The sequence below is a fragment of the Herbaspirillum frisingense GSF30 genome, assembly GCF_000300975.2.
Classification (GTDB): Bacteria; Pseudomonadota; Gammaproteobacteria; order Burkholderiales; family Burkholderiaceae_D; genus Herbaspirillum; species Herbaspirillum frisingense.
In genome coordinates this window covers 132,081-150,929 of record NZ_AEEC02000001.1, presented here as the reverse complement: position 1 = coordinate 150,929, position 18,849 = coordinate 132,081, and the positions used below count along the sequence as shown (strand labels likewise).

Below are 18,849 nucleotides of genomic sequence, written 5' to 3'. Positions count from 1 at the left end.
AATCTTGCAGGCGAGAAGACTAATATCGGAATTTGTACCTAGAACAAAGTGGAGACCAGCATGACACAGCCATCTCACGACATCATCCGCGGCGCACAAGTCGCCATGAGCCGCCTCGCCGACCGCAATACGCCGTTTATCTTCAACGAATGGTATGTCGCAGCCTTCAGCGATGAAGTAGGTCGTTTTCTGCTCAAACGCACCCTGCTCGGCAAACGCGTGATCCTGTACCGCACCGAAGCTGGCAATCCGGTCGTCATGGACGACCGTTGCGTACACCGTTCCTATCCTCTGTCCGCGGGTCAGCTGGACGGTGATACCGTCGTCTGCGGCTACCATGGCCTGCGCTATGACGCATCCGGTGACTGCATCGAAGCCCCCGCAGTTGCAAAATGCCCGAAGAACATCGGCGTACGTACCTATCCGCTAGCGGAGCGTGGCCCGGTCATCTGGATCTGGATGGGTGACCCCGCCTTGGCTGATGAGTCCAAGGTTCCGGCGCTGCCCTGGATGATGGATAGTGAATGGGCAGGCGCCAAGGGCTACTACGACCTGAAGTCCAGTTACGTCTACTTGCACGAGAATCTGCTGGACACCTCGCACCTGAGCTACATGCATGCGAACACCATCGGCTCACCCGACTATGTGAAAGCCCCCACCAAATCCGAAATGGGTGAAGGCAGGTTTGCCTTGGTACGCACGGTGTCGCCGACCAAACTGCCACCGGTCTGGGGAAAGCCGACTGGACTGGACGGTGTGCCAACCGCATCGCGCATCGTTCGCAATGAATTCCTGACACCTGCGCTCTACGAGGTGACAACCCGCTTGTACGATTCGGCACTTGCGGAAGGAGAACGTCCGGAATTCCTCATCAAGGTCGCTCACATGGCCACACCTGCCACGCACAACACCACCCACTACTTCATCTATCTGGGCCGTGACTTTGCCCAGACCGACGAGGCAGCGACGCAATTCATGGCCACGAATTTCTTCAAGGCATTCGATGAAGACGTGGTCGGCCTGAGCTTGCTCGAAGAAGTGATCGCAGAACAGGGGGACGACCTCTACGAGATTTCCATCGCCAGCGATGCGCTCGGCGTGGCCATGCGGCGTTATCTCAAAGGACGGGCCGACCAGGAAGCCAAGGATAAGGAAAACGCTCCGCCATCGACCGGTGCCGGCTTCCCCCAGGTGGTGATGATGCAGCAGTCCTGAATCCGGAAGTCAGCAGGAATGAGAATATGAAGCTCGATGCAGGCAGTAACTTGTGGATGACCATGACCGTATCGGCCAAGGTCCTGGAAGCGGATGGAATCTATTCGTTCAGGTTCAGAGCGGCCAGTGGTGAGGCCTTGCCCCGCTTCACCGCCGGTGCGCACATAGATGTCGAAGTCGCTCCCAACCTGGTCCGCCAATATTCGCTGTGTAACGTGGCGGGACAAGAGAGCGAATACGAAATTGCAGTGCTTCTGACAGAACCGTCCCGTGGCGGCTCCAGGGGCATGCATGCGATCGGAGTTGGCCAATCGATCCGTATCAGTGCTCCCCGAAACAACTTCAACCTGGTACCCACCACCGGTCGGTCGATTTTGGTGGCCGGTGGCGTAGGCATCACACCCATTTTGTCCATGGCAGAGGAGTTACACGCCCAATCCAAAGCATTCGAACTTCATTTCAGCGCCCGGTCACCCGCTCGCGCAGCGTTTCGCCAGCGTCTTGCCGAACGCTCCTTTGCCAAGGACGTTCGGTTCTACTTCGATAACGAGGGCCAGAAGCTCGACCTGGCTGACATCGCCAGGTCTCGTCAACCCGATGACCACCTCTACGTGTGCGGGCCGACCGGCTTCATGGACTTCGTCCTGGGCGAATCGGAACGGCTGGGCTGGAAAAAAGAACAGCTCCACAAGGAGTACTTTTCCGCACCGTCGGTCGAGGAAAAGAGCGGCGCTAGCTTTGACGTCAGGATTGCAAGCACCGGCGATGTCTTCCACATCCCTGAAGATAAGTCTGTCGTTCAGGTATTGGCAGAAAATGGCATCGAAATTCCTACTTCCTGCGAGCAAGGAATATGCGGGACATGCATCACTCGTGTGCTGAGCGGCAGCATCGACCACCGTGATTTCATTCTCAGCGATGAAGAGAAGCGCCGCAATGACCAATTCACGCCATGCTGTTCCAGAGCGGCTTGCCAGATGATTGAACTGGATTTGTAGTTATCCGTCATGGGCGCCGTGGCCTGGCAGGGCTGCTGATGGGGGGCATGGGATCAGCCCCTTCTCTCCGGCTCGGCAGCATGAATGAATACGTTGTAGGTATCGGCCGGACGATGACCACCGGCCAGATCAAGAGCGTGTCCAATCGCCCCTCGGTGGTAGGTTCCATGATTGATGAGGTGGAACAGGGCTTCTTCGCGGCTGAGTCTTCCGCGCTTGCCATCGACAAACGTGAAAGAAATGCTTTCCTTCGAACTACTGGAAGTCAGGCTCCTGGCGTAGGCCAACGACCATTGGTTTGCCGCCGTCAGCCTGGAATCCAGCTCGGCCAATTCCGGCAGATGCTCGGTATTGGTGGAGTCATGGGGGTCTTCAACTCCGCGCAATCTGGCTTGAAACAACTCCTCGACACGAACCATGTGGTTCAGCTGTTGCCGTGCGAAATCCAGGGCGCTTTTCTGTTTCGCTTGGGTGAGTTGCGCTACCGCGTCAAGAATGCGTCGGTCCGACCAACTCTTGTATTCCAGGATGTTAAACAAGTCCATTTTCAAGTTCCTCCTCAGCGCTGCACGATACCTCATCCGGGAAACGCGTGCGACTCGACTGCTTCACGCTGGATGAAGCCGGCGTTTCTGAACAGGGAAATGAGATGATCAATTGGCAATGGCACGTGCCGCAGACATCACCAGATCGGCGTGCCGGCGCTCGTCGGCGTCGCCGCCCCAACGGGCTGTGACAATGGCCAGGTTGACCGCCCCGACCGGGCGGCCGCGACGGTGATCCATCACCACCGCCGCCGTCGAGATATCGCCCAGGAAATATTCTTCGCGGCTGTGTGCATAGCCCTGCTCGCGAAAACGGATCAGCCGCTGCTTGATCGCAGCCTTGTCGGCCACGGTGTAGGGGGTGTACATGCGCAAGTCGCTGCGCGCGAGAATGTCGTCGACCTCATGGGGATCGAGCGCCGCCATCATGGCAAGACCGCTGGCGGTGCAAAAAGCAGGTAAGCGCGTGCCGGTCACCACCGTCGGATTGAGCACGTTGCTGCTGACGATACGCTGGACGAAAACAATCTCGGTGCCATCGAGGATGGTGAGATTGGTGGTCTCCTCGGTTTCCCGGCTCAGTTGCTGCAAGTAGGGCGTCGCGCGCAGCACAAGGTCGCTCGATGACAGATAGTGGTAGGCGAAGTTGAGTACCTGTGGCGCCAGCTCGTACTTGCGCACGGCCTCATCCTTGCTCAGGTAGCCCAGCGTCATCAGCGTGTAGGTGAAACGCTGCGTGGTACTGAGATCGAATCCGGTGAGGGCGGCGATCTGCGTCAGCGACAACTGCCGCTGCTGGCCGTCGAAGGCCATCAGTACCTTCATCGCCTTCTCGACCGAGTTCACGTACAGCGGCGAGTCTGCGCCCGTCAGTTCGTTGCCTGTGCGGGCGGTGTCATTTTTTGTGGCCATGCGTTCGCTCATTGGCCCCGCATTGCGGCGGGGCATCTGTCAAAAAACACTATTATCGCCGCTTCCCACGTTACTTCAGCACACTACTGGCACGATCCCAGGCCAACGACAGATCACGGCTCAGCAAATGCTTGCGGATGCGTTCTGACAGCGTGGTTTCGAATCCTTGCGTCTGCTGGTAGTAACGCGGCAGCTGATAACTCGCCAGGCGCGAGCTGGCCCAGGCAGCCAGTTCGTCAAATGGGAGCTTCATCCCTTCCTTGAATTGCACGAACAGCATGATTTCCTGTTCGCCGACATCGCTGGCCACGCCGATGGCGGCGACGGCGGCGATGGCAGGGTGCATGACGAAGATGCGTTCGATTTCCCAGGCCGACACATTTTCTCCACGTACCCGCATGCTGTCGGTCTTGCGGCCGACGAAGAACAGATCGCCTTCGTCGTCCGAGCGTGCCATGTCGCCGGTGTAGAGCTTGCCGTGGCGGCGGGCTTCGCTGGTGGCTTTCGGGTTGTCCAGATAGGTGGGCAGGAAGCATCCCTCGACATCGGTGGAGACCACAATCTGGCCGAGCTCGCCGGTGGGTACGGGTTGGTCGTTTTCATCGAGCAGCTCGACACGCAGCCAGGGCAAGGCGCGGCCGATCGATCCTGGTTTTCCGCTGTAGTTCACGGTGGTGAAACTCGACACCTCGGTCATGCCATAACATTCGCGCAAGGCAATCCCCAGGCGTTGCACGATGCTGTCCCACGATTTGATCGATACGCCGGCGCCCCAGGCGACCTGCAGCGTGTGCTGCGCTGGCTGGGATTCGGGTGGCAGCTGGCAGACGATATCGAGAATGCCACCCAGGTAATGCAAGTGGGTCGAGCGGGCCTGCTCTACCTGCTGCCAGAAGCGGCTGGCCGAGAAGCGTTCGACCACCTGAAGGCTGACATCGGCCAGGAAGGGAACCAGCAGCAGCTGTGCGCCACCGATGTGGCATAACGGCTCCCAGACGAACATGCGGTCGCCCGGCTTCACACCGGATACCAACACCGTGCCCTCGCTGGCGATGCGCATCATCCGATGGGTAAATACGACGCCCTTGGGTGCGCCGGTGGTGCCGGAGGTGTAGATCAGGCAGAGCGTGTCGTCCGATGCGATGGGTATGTGCGGCAGCGCTTCAGCGGCCGGCAGTTCCAGCTCATTGAGCCAGACCAGTTTTTTGGGTTCCTGTTCCAGGCCGGCGAGAGCCTGGGCAAAGCTGGGTTGCGTAATGAAGAGGTCGGGCTTGCAGTGGCCGAGCAGATAGTCGATACCGGGCGCCTTGAGGCGCGTATTGACCGGCACCCAGACTGCTCCGCTCAGCATCAGTGCATAGATCAGCGCCATGTGTTCGAGGCCATTTTCGAGCATCAGGGCAACCCGGTCGCCGTGGCCGATACCCTGGTGCGCCAGCCAGGTTCGCATGCGTGCGACACGCTGTGCCATCTCGCCATAGGAGGTGGGTACACCGTTGAACTCGATGAGCGTCTCTTGCGCGCGCTCTGCATCGGCGGCAAAGCCGGATTGCAGCAGCGGCACAACATCGAGGTTGTCAGCGGTGTCGCGAACGGGAAAGTAATGTGGATAGACGTGCATGTCGATTCTTATTCAAAAGGGATGGAGTCAGCTACGGGCCATGCGTAGTCTCTTGTGCAGCGACGGGAGAGCCACCAGCAGTGAAATGATCACCACCATCACCAGCGATACGGCGGCCAGCGTCGGGTTCACCTGCAGGATCATGTCGTCCCACATCTGCTTGGGCAGCGTGTTCTTGAGGCCACCACTGACGAAGATGGCGATGGTCAGTTCGTCAAACGAAATGATGAATGCCATCTGTAACGCCGCTGCGATGCTGCCGATCATGATCGGCAAGTGGATGGTGCGCAGCCGCGTCATGGCCGACGCGCCGAGGATGCGCGCGGCATCGTCCAGGCGCCAGTCGAAGCGCTTGAGTGCGGCCGCCATGGTCACCACGACATAGGGGATGGCCAGCACGGTGTGACCGATGACCAGGCCGATATCGGTGCCGACCAGGCTCAACCGGGAGAAGAGATAAAACAGACCGACTGCCACCACGATGCGTGGCACGATGAGGGGTGCCAGCAAGAAGGCGAAGAACGGCTTGGTCCAGCGCGAAGGCAAGCGGGTGAGCGCCAACGCTGCGCCGATGCCAAATGCAGTAGAGGCCAGCGCCGTGACGGTGGCGACGCCAAATGAACGCAGGAACGATGTCTGCCAGACTTCCGAGAACAAGAAACTGTTGAACCAGCGCAGGCTGAGTCCCTTGGGGGGGAAACTCAGGAAGGGAGAATCGGTGAAGGCAATGGGCAGCACCACGATGATCGGCAGGGACAGCAATGCCACGATGCCGAAGCCATAGACCTTCATGATCGGACGACGCCCATCGGTGGCACGACGGAGCCCACTGAACAGGCGCCCGATGGCAATCAGCAGGGTATTGCTCCAGGTACCGCCACTGGACGACCGGGTCCGCGTTTCGCCACTTAACGACGATAGACCGACCAGCTTGTCGTAGAGCATGAAGATCAGGATGGCCGCCACCAGCAGTACCGCCGAAAGGGCCGCAGCGTAGGGCAGGTTGAACAGTTCGTTGATGGCCTGGATCACCAGTTGCGCCACCATGGTCTCGCTGGGTGCGCCGAGCAAGGCCGGCAGGATGAAGAAGCCGAGGCTGGTGATGAAGACCAGCAAGCCGGCAGCGGCCACGCCCGGCCCCGCCATGGGGAGGAAGATCGAGAAGAATGATACCGACGGGCTGGCCCCCAGCGTTTCGGCCGCATGCATCAATTGCATGTTGACGCTGCGCATGATGGGCAACATGTTGATGACGGCCAATGGCAGCATGGCATGCACCATGCCGATCATGACACCGAACATGGACGGCACCAGGGCGCGCCCGTCATCGACCATGCCCAGCGCGTGTGCCAGGGAAAACAGTACGCCGGTCTTGGACAGCACCAGGATCCAGGCAAAGGTCTTGACCAGATAGCTCGTCCAGAAGGGGATCATGATCCACATGATCCAGCGCTCGCGTATCCGATCGTCCAGCTGGCTAAGGAAATAGGCCACCGGAAAACCAAGCAGGACGGAGAACAGCGCGGTCATCCCGGAGATGGAGAAGGTCGTCCACAGCACCTTGAAGAATACGAAGTCACTTCCCAGGCGCACATATTGCGCGGTGGTGAAATGGCCATCGGCATCGAGCACGCTGGTTTGCAGGATCTCCACTACCGGCAGACAGAAGAAGATCGCCAGGAACAACAGACAAGGCACGGCTGGCAGCAGTGCGCGCAGGGTCTTCATGAATGAGGCAGGCATGATGTGCTCCGCTTATAGATTGACCACTGCAGCGTGGGCCGGGTTCCAGCGCAGGCCGATGTTGGCGCCGACCTCTGGCGCATCACGGCGACTGCAGCGCAAGAGGAAAGGCTCGTCACCGCCGACATCGACCAGCACGCGGTAATCGGATCCGGCAAACACCACTTCGGTGACCTGGCCGTTGAGCAGCGCTTCAGTCGCACCGCACGGCGTGGCCTGCTCGGGTCGCACCACCAATGCTTGCGCCGCGCCTTCGCGCGCGGCCGCCGCGTCCAGGGGAAGTGTGTGGCGGCCGTGATGCAATACGCTGACGCCGCCGGCACCGCGTTGTGCCGTTCCCCGCAACAGGTTGGAATAACCGATGAACTGCGCTGAGAAGGCGGTGGCTGGGCGATCGTAGAGATCTTCTGGCGTACCCAGTTGCTCGATCCTTGAATTGTTCATCAGGCAGATACGGTCGGAGAGGTTGAGCGCTTCTTCCTGATCGTGGGTGACGTAGATGAAGGTGGCGCCGAGCTCCTTGTGCAGCTTGCGGATCTCGGCCTGCATGTGTTCGCGCAGTTTCTTGTCCAGCGCACCCAGCGGCTCGTCGAGCAGGATCACCGAAGGTTTGTAGACGAAACAGCGCGCTAGCGCGATGCGCTGTTGTTGTCCGCCCGACAGCTCGCGCGGCAGGCGGTGTACACAGGCGCCCATTTGCACCATGTCCAGCGCATCCTGGACGGCGGCATTGATCGCGGCCTTGTCCATCTTGCGCATGCGCAGCGGATAGGCGATGTTCTCCCACACTGACAAATGCGGAAACAGGGCATAACTCTGAAACACCATGCCAATGCCGCGTTCACCGGCCGGCTTGTGGGTGGCTTCCTTGCCGCTGATGATAAGTTGGCCTGCGCTGGGCTCGACCAGACCAGCGATGATCTGAAGCAGTGTGGTCTTGCCCGAGCCAGAGGGTCCGAGCAAGGTGAGGAACTCGCCATCTTGCACCGTCAGGTCGGTCGGCGAAAGCGCAGTGACGCTGTCGTAGTGTTTGCAGATACCCAGTGTTTGCAATCGTGCAGTCATGATGTGTCATTCAGTTCATGCACCCGCGCGGCGCAGTTGACAAGCGCGCGGACGACGGTGCGAGGGGAACAGGTCTGGCTGCGCCGCATGACGCCATGTGGTGCTGGCGTTGGCGCTGCGGCGCGGCTTTACGTCAGTGCGGCAGTGCGGTCCTAGCTGAGCAGCCAGGCGTTGAAACGATCCGACACGGCGAGACGGTTCTTGTGCCACCAGGGTCCGTTTGGCGGGCGCATCTGACCGATGTTTTCCGGTGAGGTCGGCAGGATCGCCGCGCGCTTGGGCGGGATGTCCTTGTACGCCTCCAGCGCCGTCGGACCATAGGCCAAGGTATCGGTGAATGCGCTTTGCAGCTTGGCGTCGGCACAGAACTTGACGAAGTCCCTGGCGATGGCAGCCTTCGGCGTACCCTTCGGCACCCCCCAGCCTTCCACCGAATACAGACCCTGGTTCCAGTTGATGGCCACCGGTGCGCCGCCTTCGATGGCGGTTTGAGCGCGCGCATTCCAGATCGAGATCATGTCGACCTCGCCGGATTGGATCAGCTGCATCGATTGCGCACCGCTGGTCCACCATACCGCGACGTGTTTCTTGATACGGTCCAGGCTCTTGAAGGCGCGGTCCAGATCCAGCGGATAGAGTTTGTCGGGGCTGACGCCGTCAGCCATCAGGGCTTGTTCCAGGGTATCGATGGCATTGCGGCGCAACGAGCGGCGGCCGGGGAATTTCTCGACGTTCCAGAAATCGGCCCAGGTCTTGGGGCCATTGTTGGCGTACTTGTCGGTGCGGTAGGCCAGGATGGTGGCGTAGACATCCACCCCCAGGAAATTGGGTGTGACAGTACCGGCCAGCATGTTCTTGAAGTCAGTCGGCACCAGGCCCAGCGGCTCCAGCAGTCCACCTTCTTCAAGGATGGGAATATCTTGTTGCAGCGTGAGCGTTGTGACGTCCCAGACAAAGTTCCTGGCCTTCACCATCGCGGTGAACTGGGCCACGGGTTGTGACTCGCGCGCCACGTTGACGATCTTGACACCGGTTTCCTTCTCGAACGGATCGTAGAACGCCTTGCGATACGCGGTCGTGTAAGGGCCGCCTGGATCGGACACCACCAGTGTCTTGTTCTGTGCGATGACCATCGGTGCTGCGACTGCCAATGCCGTGCCGCCTGCTGCCTTGAGCACTCCACGACGCTTGTTGTTGACGGGCTGTTTCATACCATGCTCCCTGAATAGAGTAGTTGATCCAAAACCTGCATTCCCTGCTGCTGTTACCGACGATGTCGCGCCTTACTTCGTGATGCTGTGGCCCCGCTTCTTGAAGAACTCCTCCATCATGCGTGCCGGCTCTCCAGTGGCGTAGGCTTCCATCTGGATACGACGTCCTGCAGCGATGGTCTTGACGAAACCTTCTTCGGACACTTCGCAGAAGCGCTGCTTGTTCAGGCGCATTGCCACCGACGGTTTGGCGGCCAGTTCGCGTGCAATTTCCAGCGCCTTGGGCAGCACCTCTGCTGGCTCCACCAGGTGGTGAATCAGGCCCAGGGCGTGCGCTTCAGCCGCTTCCATCATGCGACCGGTCAGCGTCAGTTCGATCGTGCGGGAAATGCCCAGCATCTGTTTCATGATCCAGGGACCGGTGACGCTGGGGATACCCGAATTGATCTCTGGTTGTCCCATCCGTGAGCCGGCGTGGCCGACGCGGATATCGGCCAACAGCGCCACCTGGAAGGCCGAGCCGGCTGCCGTTCCGTTGAGCGCGATGATCAATGGCTTTTGCAGGGTACGGATGGTGCGGTAGTAGTTTTCCCACTCGGTCATCCATTCATCGGCGCGCGCCTGGTCGAAACCATGGGCTTCTTCCAGCTCCTGGCCCGCGCAGAAGGCCCGGTCACCAGCACCAGTCATGACGATGGCGCCGATCGCCGTATCGGTATTGAAAGCAGCAAGTGCGGCGATGATCTCGTTGCGCATGGCGGTGTGCCATGCATTGAGTTTCTCGGGCCGGTTCAGCGTGATGATGGCGACATTGCCGTCCCGTGAAGTCTTGATGTATTTTTCCATAACTATTCCTATGTAATAACTAATGTTTTAATGTGCCATAAAATGATATAGCAACAAATGTGCCTGTCTATATGCGATGCAATAGACGCTAAATGCACCATTAGCTATCTTTGGGAGCGAGCCGAATCCCTGAAATTTGGCGCTACGCACAATGAATGGGCGAAGGCGAAGGGCTGGCCTGAGGGAAGAGGATGGTGGGAACGCGGCCGGGAGTCGGCCTGGTGGTCAGTGCTGTGTGTGTAGTGTGCTGCGCAAAGGGTGGGGGGAAGAGCGTGTTTCAGTGAGGGTGGACACCCGGTCCGGCGACGCGGGCGTTTCCCGGTGGATCTACTGGGCGTACCAGATGGCTGCCTGAAGCGGTAGGACCGCCGAGCGCTACGGCGTTGATACCGCAAGAAATCCAGGGCCTGTTTACATTCAATCGACGAGTGATTGGATGTGAACCGGCGCTAGCCTTTCAGCGCCAGCCGGATACCCTCCGCATAGGAAGTCTTTTCTATCGGCCCGATCAACTGCTGCAGCGCCGAATCGTCCATGATCACCGGCTGCGTCTGCAGATAATGCATCTCCACCAGTTCGCGCATCAAGGGATTGAACATTCCGATGAACCGCAGCAGGGTCTTGCCCGCCACCCGGATCTTCAATTTACGCCCGGTCTGGCGCTCCATTTCCGCCACCAGCGCTTTTTGCGTCGTCACGCCCGCACCCGCCAGGTGCCAGATCTTGCCGAAGGCCGCAGGCGTGTTGACCAACCTGGCCACAACCGGACCGACGTCCGGCACGAACACAAACTCGTGCGGCCGATCCAGCGGGCCGATCATGTCCGCCCTGCCGCCTTGCGCCGCTGCCTTGATCGCACCGTGCAACAGGCTGGCTTCGACGCCAGGACCGTAGAAGTCCGGCAGGCGCAGTACCGCCGCCTGGATGCGCCCTTCGGTGTGCGCCTGCATCAGCAGATCTTCCTGCGCCTTGCGCATGCGGCCCTTGAAGGTATGCGGCTGGCGCGGATGGTCTTCACGCACCGGTGTGGTCTGCGGAACACCATACGGGTACACCGTGCCGATCAGGAGAATGCGCTTGACACCGGCGCGGATGGCGCCGGCCAGGGTCTTGCGCATCAGTTCTGGATGCAGCTCGAACTGCGTGTAGTTGACGCCGACCAGGTAGATCAGTGTATCGACGCCATGCGCGGCCGATTCCACCGATGCCGGTGAATCGGGGTTCCAGCTGACGATCTCGGCGAGCGGATCTGATCCGAAGGTCTTGCGCAGGCTCGCTTCGCTACGGCCGACAACGCGGTAATGCTGGCCTTGCGCGCTGATGGCGGCAGCGATGCTGCGACCGATGGCGCCGGCAGCACCGAACAGGGCAATCTTGGACATGGAGTTCTCCTTGGGTAGCGTGTGATGGAAGAAGCTCCAGTATGCAAAATTGACGCATCAGTGAAAATTGCATAAATTAGCCTAGCGTCTATACATAAATGAATACCATGGCTGACATCGAACCGAATTGGGAGTGGTACCGAACCTTCCTCAAGGTCTTGGAGACGGGCTCGCTGTCAGCGGCCGGACGCGAGATGGGCCTGACGCAGCCGACCGTGGGCCGCCATATCGACCAGCTGGAATCGACGCTGGGATTGAAACTCTTCGTTCGCTCCTTCGACGGCTTTTCGCCCACCGACGCAGCACTGGAACTGAAACCCTTTGCAGCCGGGATTGCCGCCACCTCCGCTGCATTGCGCCGGGTCGCCAGCAGCCAGGGCAAGGAAGTGCGCGGAACTGTCAGGCTGACCGCCAGCGAAGTCATCAGCGTGGAAGTGCTGCCGCCCATCCTGACCGAACTCAGACGTCAGCATCCGGAGTTGCGCGTCGAACTGGTCATGTCAAACAAGCCCGATGACCTGCTGAACCGAGAGGCCGATATCGCCGTGCGCATGTTCAAGCCGTCGCAGGATGCGCTGATCGCCAGGCGGCTGGGCAGCATCGAATTGGGTCTACATGCCCACCAGCGCTATCTTGCGGCTCACGGCACACCGCGCTCGCTCGAAGCGCTGGCCGAGCATGCGCTCATCGGCTTCGACCAGGAAAGCGCCTATGTGCGCAAGGTATTGAAAGAGCTCCCCTGGCTTTCGCGTGCCATCCTGGCGTTCCGCACCGATAGCGACCTCGCACAACTGGCCGCCATCCGCGCGGGCTTCGGCATCGGCATCTGCCAGGTGGCACTGGCGGCGCGGGACGACGCACTGGTGCGTCTGCTGCCCAGGCAATTCTCGCTCAAGATGGAAACATGGGTCGCCATGCATGAGCACCTGCGAGCAAGTCCGCGCTGCGCTGTGACATTTGCCGCCTTGGTAAAGGGTCTGGACGCCTATATACGTCATTGACCTCCGCGTCGGGCGTTCAGGCAGCTTCTGCCGGTTTTTCTCGGGCGCCGGGTATTCCTCCCCTCTGCCCAGTCAGCGATCCATTGCACATTCGCAATTGATCAACAACCACAACGCCCGTTGTTTCTTTCTCCCCATCGCAACGAAAGTTGTTGACCTCTGAGAATGATCGTTCTACTATGCATAGAACGATCATTCTCATCTGGTTCACATGGATACTACTGACGACTCCCCTCTCACCGCCCGGCTACTGGCCGCGACCGAGAAACTCATCTATTCAGGGGGCATTCACGCCACCGGGATGGATGCCATCGTGAAGGCCTCCGGTGTAGCGCGGCGCAGTATCTACCAGCTCTACTCAAACAAGGAAGCCTTGGTCGCGGCCGCGCTGCTGGCGAGAGACCAGCGGTGGATGGCGTGGTTTATCGATGCGACTTCGCAAACCAGTGCTCCGCTTGAGCGACTTGCGGCGATCTTTCCTGCGCTGCGCCAATGGTTTGAAACCGAGGATTTCCACGGCTGCGCATTTATCAATGCCGCCGGTGAACTTGGCGGGGTCAATCCCGAGATTGGCGCGGTAGCGGCGCTGCACAAGCAACGCTTGCTCTCCTATCTGCGTGAGCTGACCAATGCGTCAGGCTTGAGCAATCCGGACGAAATCGCGAACTATTTTCTGATTCTTATCGACGGCGCAACTGCAGTGGCCATGGTCACTGGCGATACAGGTGCCGCCGATAGCGCTGGTAGAGCGGCCGCTCTGCTTTTATCCACCCTGCAGCAGCAGGCGGGGTCCGTTTCACCTAAACATTCACGTCACCATTGAGGTCATATCATGTCATCCAATACTGAAGTTCGTCCGCCCCTTCCGCCGTTCACCCACGAGTCCGCCATCCAGAAGGTGCGCCTGGCCGAAGATGGGTGGAACACCCGCGATGCAGCAAAAGTCTCTCTTGCCTACAGCCTGGATACGCGCTGGCGCAATCGTGCCGAGTTCGCCAACGGCCGGGACGAAGCACGTGCCTTCCTCGAGCGCAAGTGGGCCAAGGAGCTGGAATATCGCCTGATCAAGGAACTGTGGGCATTCAACGGAAACCGCATCGGCGTGCGCTATGCCTATGAATGGCGCGACGATTCCGGCAACTGGTTCCGCTCCTACGGCAACGAGAACTGGGAATTCAACGAAGACGGACTGATGCAGAACCGTTACGCCTGCATCAACGACCGCCCCATCACTGAAAGCGAAAGGCTGTTCCGCTGGCCGCTCGGACGTCGCCCCGACGATCATCCCGGTCTGTCCGAACTGGGACTCTGAGCTGGTCTCGCCGTCGCGCCTACTTCGGCCCGGCCGTACGCAAGTCCGGCGCGACGACACCTTTGTTTTCCTTGATGCGGATGAACACGGTCATCAGGAATGCGATGAGCAGCAGACCTGAGAGGAACATCAGCCCGGTGCCAGGGCCCGATGGGAGTCGACAGGACTGGCCAGCGGACGAGAGCAGTCTTGTTCGAGAAGAATATCGAACGGCAATTGTCAAATTGCAAGCAAAGTGGAATGTCGGTCAACTCGTGACCACCTGCCCCAGCCGCGCCACGGTGACCCCGGGTCCGAGCTGGCGCAGGGACGGCATGACGATGACGCAGTTGTCATAGGGCGTGACGAATTCCCGCTCACCTTCGCGGGCAATGACGGTGCCGGCCTGGGGGATGATCTCCATGCCGCGATAGTCTTCGGCGAATTCCAGGTCGTAGGACGTGGCCACCACCGGCTCGGTCACCTTGATGACGCTCTGCGCTACGGTTTCGCCGGCTGACATGAAGGCCATCAAAGCGGCCTTCTCCATCACGCCGGTCGCGATCAGGAAGCGGCAGGCCGAGTCCATCGCCACATCCCGGCTGCGCGCAGAGAAGTGCTGGCCGGTCTCGATGAGCAGCGCATTCTTCGCGCTGGCAGGATCGCCGAAGCCGCCGTAGTCGCGCATGCGCACACCATTGGGATGCCCGACGTCAACGATCACATGTTCCGGCGCTCCGACCTCCGCGGCGAAGCGGATGCCCTTGTCCAGGGGACCACTCACAATCAGCGGTACCGCCTCTTCATGCATGGAATGCAGGTCGAGCATGTAGTCGACCGTGTCGATGACGGGGCGCAGCTGGCGTGCACGACGCAGCTCCATGCTGTCGTCGGCGCCGTCCAGGCGCGCTGGCGACCAGACCCGGTTCATGTCTTCATCCACATAGCGCGTCGCATCCGGGTCGCGGGCGTCGAAACGGCGATAGGCATCGACGTTGGCAAAGCCCAATGTGATACGTCCCTTTACCGGCTTCAGGCCGGCTTGCAGCAAGCGGTCGACGGTGATCGCACCGCTGACCTCATTGCCATGCATCAGCGCCAGGATCATCACATGCGGGCCGGCGACGCCGCTATCGACGCTGTGCACGTAGTCGACGCCGGTGTTACCGTGCTGCCACTTGGCGATGTCGGGAAAGGCCACCTCGACGGGATATTGCTTCAGGGCGGCGCGTACTTGTTCCAGGGTTTTCATTCAACAGGCTCCAGCTTGATTTATCGGGCGCGTCCCGTTCGGCGGCCCAGCACGATGACGGCCGTCAGGCTGATCAGTGCGGTCGCCATGACGTAGAAGCTTGGTGCCATGTTGTTGGCGCTGGCCGCGATCATCCAGGTCACGATGAGCGGGGAGAAGCCGCCGAACAGGGTCACGGAAAAGTTGTAGCTCAACGCAAGACCCGTGCCACGGGTCTGGGTCGGGAAGATATCCGCCAGCAGGGCCGGGATCGGACCCAGGCAGGCCGCGATCAACACGCCGACGATGCCCTGTACCGCAATCAGGGTGGAAATGGTCGGCCAGGTGTTGAGCAACATGAACAGGGGATAGGAACTCAGCCCGATCGCCGCCATGGCGATGGTCAGCACGCGGAAGCGCCCATAGCGGTCCGACAGCGTGCCGAACACGGGTGCCGTCAGCATCAGTACCAGTCCGGTGATGAGGGCACCGATGAAGGAGGAGGTCGCAGGAATGTGCAGTTGCTTCAATGCATAGGTCGGCATGTAGAGCTTGTGCACGTAGTTGAACGCAGTGGCACCGGCGACCACGCCAATGGCCAGCAGCAGCTTGGCGCGATCACGTGCCAGCACCAGTACCAGCGGTGATTTTTCGGATTGGGTCGCTGCTGCCGCGACCTTCTTGAATTCCGGTGTTTCATCGATCTGGCTGCGGATATAGAGACCCACCGGACCGACCAGCAGACCGAAGCAGAAGGCGACGCGCCAGCCCCATTCATTGAGTTGCGTTTCGGTGAGCAGATAGCTGAGCAGCGCACTGACACCGGCGGCCAGTACTGTGGCCAGGCCTTGCGTAGACAACTGCCAGCTGGCGAAGAAGCCGCGTCGTTTGGCGTCGGCATGCTCGACCATGAAGGCCGTCGCCGCACCGAATTCGCCGCCGGTGGAGAAACCCTGCAGCAGGCGCGCGACGATGATGATCAACGGAGAAGCGATGCCGATCTGTGCATAGGTCGGCGCGAAGGCGATCATCGCCGTGCCGACCATCATGATCAGGATCGATGCCGTGAGTGAGGCCTTGCGACCGGCACGGTCGGCGTAGGAACCCAGCACGATGGCACCGAGCGGACGGATGACGAAGGAAATCCCGAAGGTACCCACACTGAGAAGCAAGGAGGTCGTATCGTCCTGCGCCGGGAAGAACAGCTTGCCGATCACCACGGCAAAGTAGCCGTAGATCAGCAGATCGTAGAACTCCAGGGCGTTGCCGATACTGGCGGCACAGATTTCCTTCCAGGGGTTCTTGCGGCGGGCTGCGTGATGGGCGGAGGCGCTGGTGGCGCTGCTGGCGTTGGCGACACTTGCGGCGGATGACTCTAGTTCGGCTGACATGCGATGGCTCCCTCTTCTCTGTGGGCGGCGCATCGCTGCTGCGTTGGCAATCCTGGCTGCGCCGCCTGTTCTAATTGGCTCGCACGCTTGATCTGTCCGGAAAAGTGCGCGCAGATAGCGCGTGTTGCGCACCAGGTGCGCGCACTTTCCAGACGCATCGGAAGGCATGCCGAGAACGTCGAGGGAGTATAGGGAGCCGCTTTTTCTGGCGATTGCCGTTTCGGCACAAGCCTGTGCTTTTTGCGGCAGGAAGGGTCTGGGACGGGCCGGCGCCTATCAGGCCTGCTCGATGGCGTCCGCGGAAACGCCCTCCCAGATGGCATTGACCAGCGCATTGTCGTTGCCCCGCATGCGATAGAGCGAAATGTCGAAGTTCACGCGCATCTCGGGTTCGCCGATGATCTTCAGGCGGTGCTCGCTGAGGTCTTCCTGCACCAGCCGCTGGGGCAGCCAGGCGACGCCTGCACCGCGACGCGCCATCTCGTGGATGGATTCGTAGGAGTCGGCTTCATACACCATGCGCAAGGCAATCTTTCTCGACAGTCCCGCCAGATGCTTGGCCAGCACCCCGCGCAAGGTCAGCGACTGCGAGAAGCCCAGCCATGGAATCGACGCCAGCGCGGCGGCACCGGCTGTACCGGCAGCGGGCAGCTTGAAGCGCGCCCGTCCCTTGGCATCGACGGCGGCCACCGGCAGCAGGATCTCACGCGCCAGCGTCAGGGACTCGTAGCGCATCGGGTCGATCAGCAGGCGCGTGGTGGGACTGGAATAGATCACCAGCAGATCGGCATCCCCTGTGCCCAGTCGCAGGATCACCTCCTGCGCACCACCGGTACTGAGCGACACTGGAAACGGCCCGAAGCGCTGATTGATGCTCTCGTACCAGTCCGGGAAAAAGGTCCGCGCCAGGGTGCGCCCGGTGGCCACGCGCAAGGTTTTTTCCACCGGGCTGGAGGCATCCTGCAACTGGGCCCGGGCAGCGTAGAGCACGTCGGTCGAATGCGTGGCCGCGTCCAGGAACAGCCTGCCCGCGGCGGTCAGTGACACCGGATGCGCGCGCACCACCAGCTCCGCGCCGACCCACTGCTCCAGCGCCTTGATGCGCCGACCGAAGGCCGGATGGGTAACGAAGCGATTCTCGGCGGCCCGCGAAAAACTGCGCGTGCGTGCCAGCTCGATGAAGTCTTCCAGCCATATCAAATGCACAATGCCACCTCTGGAGTTTGGTGTTGGCGATACTCGTCCATGCTGCTTTCCGCGGCCCTTGGCTCTCAGGGAATGACCTTGGCCCGCCCCTTGGCCGCCAGCAGCTGCACCAGCAACTGATCGCGCTCGGCGGCGATCGCAGCAGAGGTCTTGCCGGCCATCTGCTCTTCCACGCCGGCACGGATCCGGGCCTTGAGTGCGTCGGTGATGGCAGGCGTTCCGAGGTCGGCCCACCAGCTCTCGATGGGGGGGCCCAGGTGGTCCAGCATGTGCTGGATGCCGCCCTCGCCGCCCGACATGTGCAGGTTCAGATAGGGGCCCATCAGGGCCCAGCGCAAGCCGGGGCCGTAGGCGATGGCGGTGTCGATGTCCTCGGTACTGGCCACGCCCTGCTCGACCAGATGGAAAGCCTCACGCCACAAGGCGGCCTGGAGCCGGTTGGCGATATGCCCCTTGACCTCCTTGCGCACGTGGATGGCTTTCTTGCCGATGGCGGTGTAGAAGTCCAGCGCGGCCTGCACCGCCTCGGGCGAACTCTGTTCACCGCCGATCACTTCCACCAGCGGGATCAGATGGGGCGGGTTGAAGGGATGGCCCAGCACCACCCGGCCGGGATGGCGGCAGGCGGCCTGCACCTTGCTCATCAACAGGCCCGAGGAACTGGACGCTAGCACCACGTCAGCCGGCAGCACGGCATCCATGCGCCGGAACAGGTCGATCTTGAGGTCTTCACGCTCGGGGCCATTTTCCTGGACGAAATCGGCATCGGCCAGCGCCTCTTCCAGCTGCGCCGAAAAGCGCAGCCGATCCAGCGACGCGCCCGGCGCCAGCCCCAGCACTTCCAGGCTGGGCCAGTGGCGCGCAACGGCCTGGCGCAACTTCTCTTCGGCGCCAGGCATGGGGTCGGTCGCCGAGACGTCCAGGCCTTGTGCCAGGAAATAGGCCACCCAGCTGGCGCCGATGACCCCGGTACCCACCACGGCAACACGCCGCACGCCCTGCTTGCCGCGGACGGCGCCGGATGTTGATTCTTGCATCTGTATCTCCTCTTCTTGCCCTGATGGGAAGTGAAATGAACTCAAATAAAGTAATGATTTCTCGATTTTATTCGAGGAATTTTAGCGAGATTCCTACGGGCCTTCAGCTACGATGCCGTACAAACCATACAAAACAATAAATCGGACACGAGTC

The 18,849-nt window shown here is 60.6% G+C and carries 17 protein-coding genes; 5 read left to right on the top strand and 12 right to left on the bottom strand.

Going from position 1 to position 18,849, the window contains the following annotated elements; all coding sequences use genetic code 11:
* Positions 1-60 precede the first annotated feature (60 nt).
* Both HFRIS_RS00675 and HFRIS_RS00670 read left to right on the top strand, forming a co-directional pair.
* Entirely contained in the window at positions 61-1,215 is a 1,155-nt protein-coding gene (locus HFRIS_RS00675; protein WP_006461261.1) for an aromatic ring-hydroxylating oxygenase subunit alpha, read from the top strand.
* 26 nt (positions 1,216-1,241) lie between these two features.
* The gene (locus HFRIS_RS00670) at positions 1,242-2,213 is read left to right on the top strand and encodes a PDR/VanB family oxidoreductase (RefSeq protein ID WP_006461260.1); all 972 of its coding nucleotides are present in this window, start codon (positions 1,242-1,244) and stop codon (positions 2,211-2,213) included.
* 53 nt (positions 2,214-2,266) lie between these two features.
* Here the strand turns inward: HFRIS_RS00670 and HFRIS_RS00665 are convergent, their stop codons facing one another.
* The 8 genes from HFRIS_RS00665 to HFRIS_RS00630 all read right to left on the bottom strand — a co-directional run bounded on the left by HFRIS_RS00665 (position 2,267) and on the right by HFRIS_RS00630 (position 11,538).
* Positions 2,267-2,758 carry a DinB family protein gene (locus HFRIS_RS00665; RefSeq protein WP_006461259.1) on the bottom strand — a complete coding sequence of 164 codons (492 nt, stop codon included), beginning with the start codon at positions 2,756-2,758 and terminating at the stop codon, positions 2,267-2,269.
* Positions 2,759-2,866: 108 nt separating this feature from the next.
* A complete protein-coding gene (locus HFRIS_RS00660; protein ID WP_006461258.1) occupies positions 2,867-3,682 on the bottom strand; it encodes an IclR family transcriptional regulator in 816 nt (271 codons plus the stop codon).
* Between the two features lie 58 nt (positions 3,683-3,740).
* Positions 3,741-5,291 (bottom strand): AMP-binding protein, encoded by a 1,551-nt coding sequence (locus HFRIS_RS00655; protein WP_006461257.1) that lies wholly within the window; start codon positions 5,289-5,291, stop codon positions 3,741-3,743.
* A 27-nt stretch (positions 5,292-5,318) separates the two neighbouring features.
* Complete coding sequence (locus HFRIS_RS00650) at positions 5,319-7,034, bottom strand: ABC transporter permease subunit (RefSeq protein WP_006461256.1); 1,716 nt, start codon at positions 7,032-7,034, stop codon at positions 5,319-5,321.
* Between the two features lie 12 nt (positions 7,035-7,046).
* On the bottom strand, positions 7,047-8,099 hold the full coding sequence (locus HFRIS_RS00645; RefSeq protein WP_039873755.1) for an ABC transporter ATP-binding protein: 1,053 nt from the start codon (positions 8,097-8,099) through the stop codon (positions 7,047-7,049).
* A 152-nt stretch (positions 8,100-8,251) separates the two neighbouring features.
* Complete coding sequence (locus HFRIS_RS00640) at positions 8,252-9,310, bottom strand: ABC transporter substrate-binding protein (RefSeq protein WP_006461254.1); 1,059 nt, start codon at positions 9,308-9,310, stop codon at positions 8,252-8,254.
* Between the two features lie 72 nt (positions 9,311-9,382).
* The gene (locus tag HFRIS_RS00635) at positions 9,383-10,156 is read right to left on the bottom strand and encodes an enoyl-CoA hydratase/isomerase family protein (RefSeq protein WP_006461253.1); all 774 of its coding nucleotides are present in this window, start codon (positions 10,154-10,156) and stop codon (positions 9,383-9,385) included.
* Between the two features lie 449 nt (positions 10,157-10,605).
* A complete protein-coding gene (locus HFRIS_RS00630) occupies positions 10,606-11,538 on the bottom strand; it encodes an NAD-dependent epimerase/dehydratase family protein (RefSeq protein WP_006461252.1) in 933 nt (310 codons plus the stop codon).
* Positions 11,539-11,645: 107 nt separating this feature from the next.
* Between HFRIS_RS00630 and HFRIS_RS00625 the strand changes: the two genes are divergently transcribed.
* From HFRIS_RS00625 to HFRIS_RS00615, 3 genes are all read left to right on the top strand, one after another.
* A complete protein-coding gene (locus HFRIS_RS00625; RefSeq protein ID WP_006461251.1) occupies positions 11,646-12,539 on the top strand; it encodes a LysR family transcriptional regulator in 894 nt (297 codons plus the stop codon).
* A 211-nt stretch (positions 12,540-12,750) separates the two neighbouring features.
* On the top strand, positions 12,751-13,362 hold the full coding sequence (locus HFRIS_RS00620; protein WP_006461250.1) for a TetR/AcrR family transcriptional regulator: 612 nt from the start codon (positions 12,751-12,753) through the stop codon (positions 13,360-13,362).
* A 9-nt stretch (positions 13,363-13,371) separates the two neighbouring features.
* Positions 13,372-13,851 carry a nuclear transport factor 2 family protein gene (locus tag HFRIS_RS00615; RefSeq protein ID WP_006461249.1) on the top strand — a complete coding sequence of 160 codons (480 nt, stop codon included), beginning with the start codon at positions 13,372-13,374 and terminating at the stop codon, positions 13,849-13,851.
* A gap of 247 nt (positions 13,852-14,098) precedes the next feature.
* On the opposite strand, the gene HFRIS_RS00610 is transcribed toward HFRIS_RS00615, so the two are convergent.
* From HFRIS_RS00610 to HFRIS_RS00595, 4 genes are all read right to left on the bottom strand, one after another.
* Positions 14,099-15,082, bottom strand: coding sequence for a M14 family metallopeptidase (locus tag HFRIS_RS00610; protein ID WP_006461248.1), 984 nt, complete (start codon positions 15,080-15,082; stop codon positions 14,099-14,101).
* A gap of 20 nt (positions 15,083-15,102) precedes the next feature.
* Positions 15,103-16,452: an MFS transporter gene (locus HFRIS_RS00605; protein WP_006461247.1), complete on the bottom strand. Its 1,350-nt coding sequence runs from the start codon at positions 16,450-16,452 to the stop codon at positions 15,103-15,105.
* Positions 16,453-16,728: 276 nt separating this feature from the next.
* A complete protein-coding gene (locus HFRIS_RS00600) occupies positions 16,729-17,658 on the bottom strand; it encodes a LysR family transcriptional regulator (protein WP_039873748.1) in 930 nt (309 codons plus the stop codon).
* 65 nt (positions 17,659-17,723) lie between these two features.
* The gene (locus HFRIS_RS00595) at positions 17,724-18,695 is read right to left on the bottom strand and encodes a 3-hydroxyacyl-CoA dehydrogenase NAD-binding domain-containing protein (RefSeq protein WP_006461245.1); all 972 of its coding nucleotides are present in this window, start codon (positions 18,693-18,695) and stop codon (positions 17,724-17,726) included.
* Positions 18,696-18,849: the final 154 nt, after the last annotated feature.

Coding starts and splice junctions, on each gene's coding strand:
- HFRIS_RS00675 (WP_006461261.1), top strand. CDS start 61: ATGACACAGCCATCTCACGACATCATCCGCGGCGCACAAGTCGCCATG.
- HFRIS_RS00670 (WP_006461260.1), top strand. CDS start 1,242: ATGAAGCTCGATGCAGGCAGTAACTTGTGGATGACCATGACCGTATCG.
- HFRIS_RS00665 (WP_006461259.1), bottom strand. CDS start 2,758: ATGGACTTGTTTAACATCCTGGAATACAAGAGTTGGTCGGACCGACGC.
- HFRIS_RS00660 (WP_006461258.1), bottom strand. CDS start 3,682: ATGAGCGAACGCATGGCCACAAAAAATGACACCGCCCGCACAGGCAAC.
- HFRIS_RS00655 (WP_006461257.1), bottom strand. CDS start 5,291: ATGCACGTCTATCCACATTACTTTCCCGTTCGCGACACCGCTGACAAC.
- HFRIS_RS00650 (WP_006461256.1), bottom strand. CDS start 7,034: ATGCCTGCCTCATTCATGAAGACCCTGCGCGCACTGCTGCCAGCCGTG.
- HFRIS_RS00645 (WP_039873755.1), bottom strand. CDS start 8,099: ATGACTGCACGATTGCAAACACTGGGTATCTGCAAACACTACGACAGC.
- HFRIS_RS00640 (WP_006461254.1), bottom strand. CDS start 9,310: ATGAAACAGCCCGTCAACAACAAGCGTCGTGGAGTGCTCAAGGCAGCA.
- HFRIS_RS00635 (WP_006461253.1), bottom strand. CDS start 10,156: ATGGAAAAATACATCAAGACTTCACGGGACGGCAATGTCGCCATCATC.
- HFRIS_RS00630 (WP_006461252.1), bottom strand. CDS start 11,538: ATGTCCAAGATTGCCCTGTTCGGTGCTGCCGGCGCCATCGGTCGCAGC.
- HFRIS_RS00625 (WP_006461251.1), top strand. CDS start 11,646: ATGGCTGACATCGAACCGAATTGGGAGTGGTACCGAACCTTCCTCAAG.
- HFRIS_RS00620 (WP_006461250.1), top strand. CDS start 12,751: ATGGATACTACTGACGACTCCCCTCTCACCGCCCGGCTACTGGCCGCG.
- HFRIS_RS00615 (WP_006461249.1), top strand. CDS start 13,372: ATGTCATCCAATACTGAAGTTCGTCCGCCCCTTCCGCCGTTCACCCAC.
- HFRIS_RS00610 (WP_006461248.1), bottom strand. CDS start 15,082: ATGAAAACCCTGGAACAAGTACGCGCCGCCCTGAAGCAATATCCCGTC.
- HFRIS_RS00605 (WP_006461247.1), bottom strand. CDS start 16,452: ATGTCAGCCGAACTAGAGTCATCCGCCGCAAGTGTCGCCAACGCCAGC.
- HFRIS_RS00595 (WP_006461245.1), bottom strand. CDS start 18,695: ATGCAAGAATCAACATCCGGCGCCGTCCGCGGCAAGCAGGGCGTGCGG.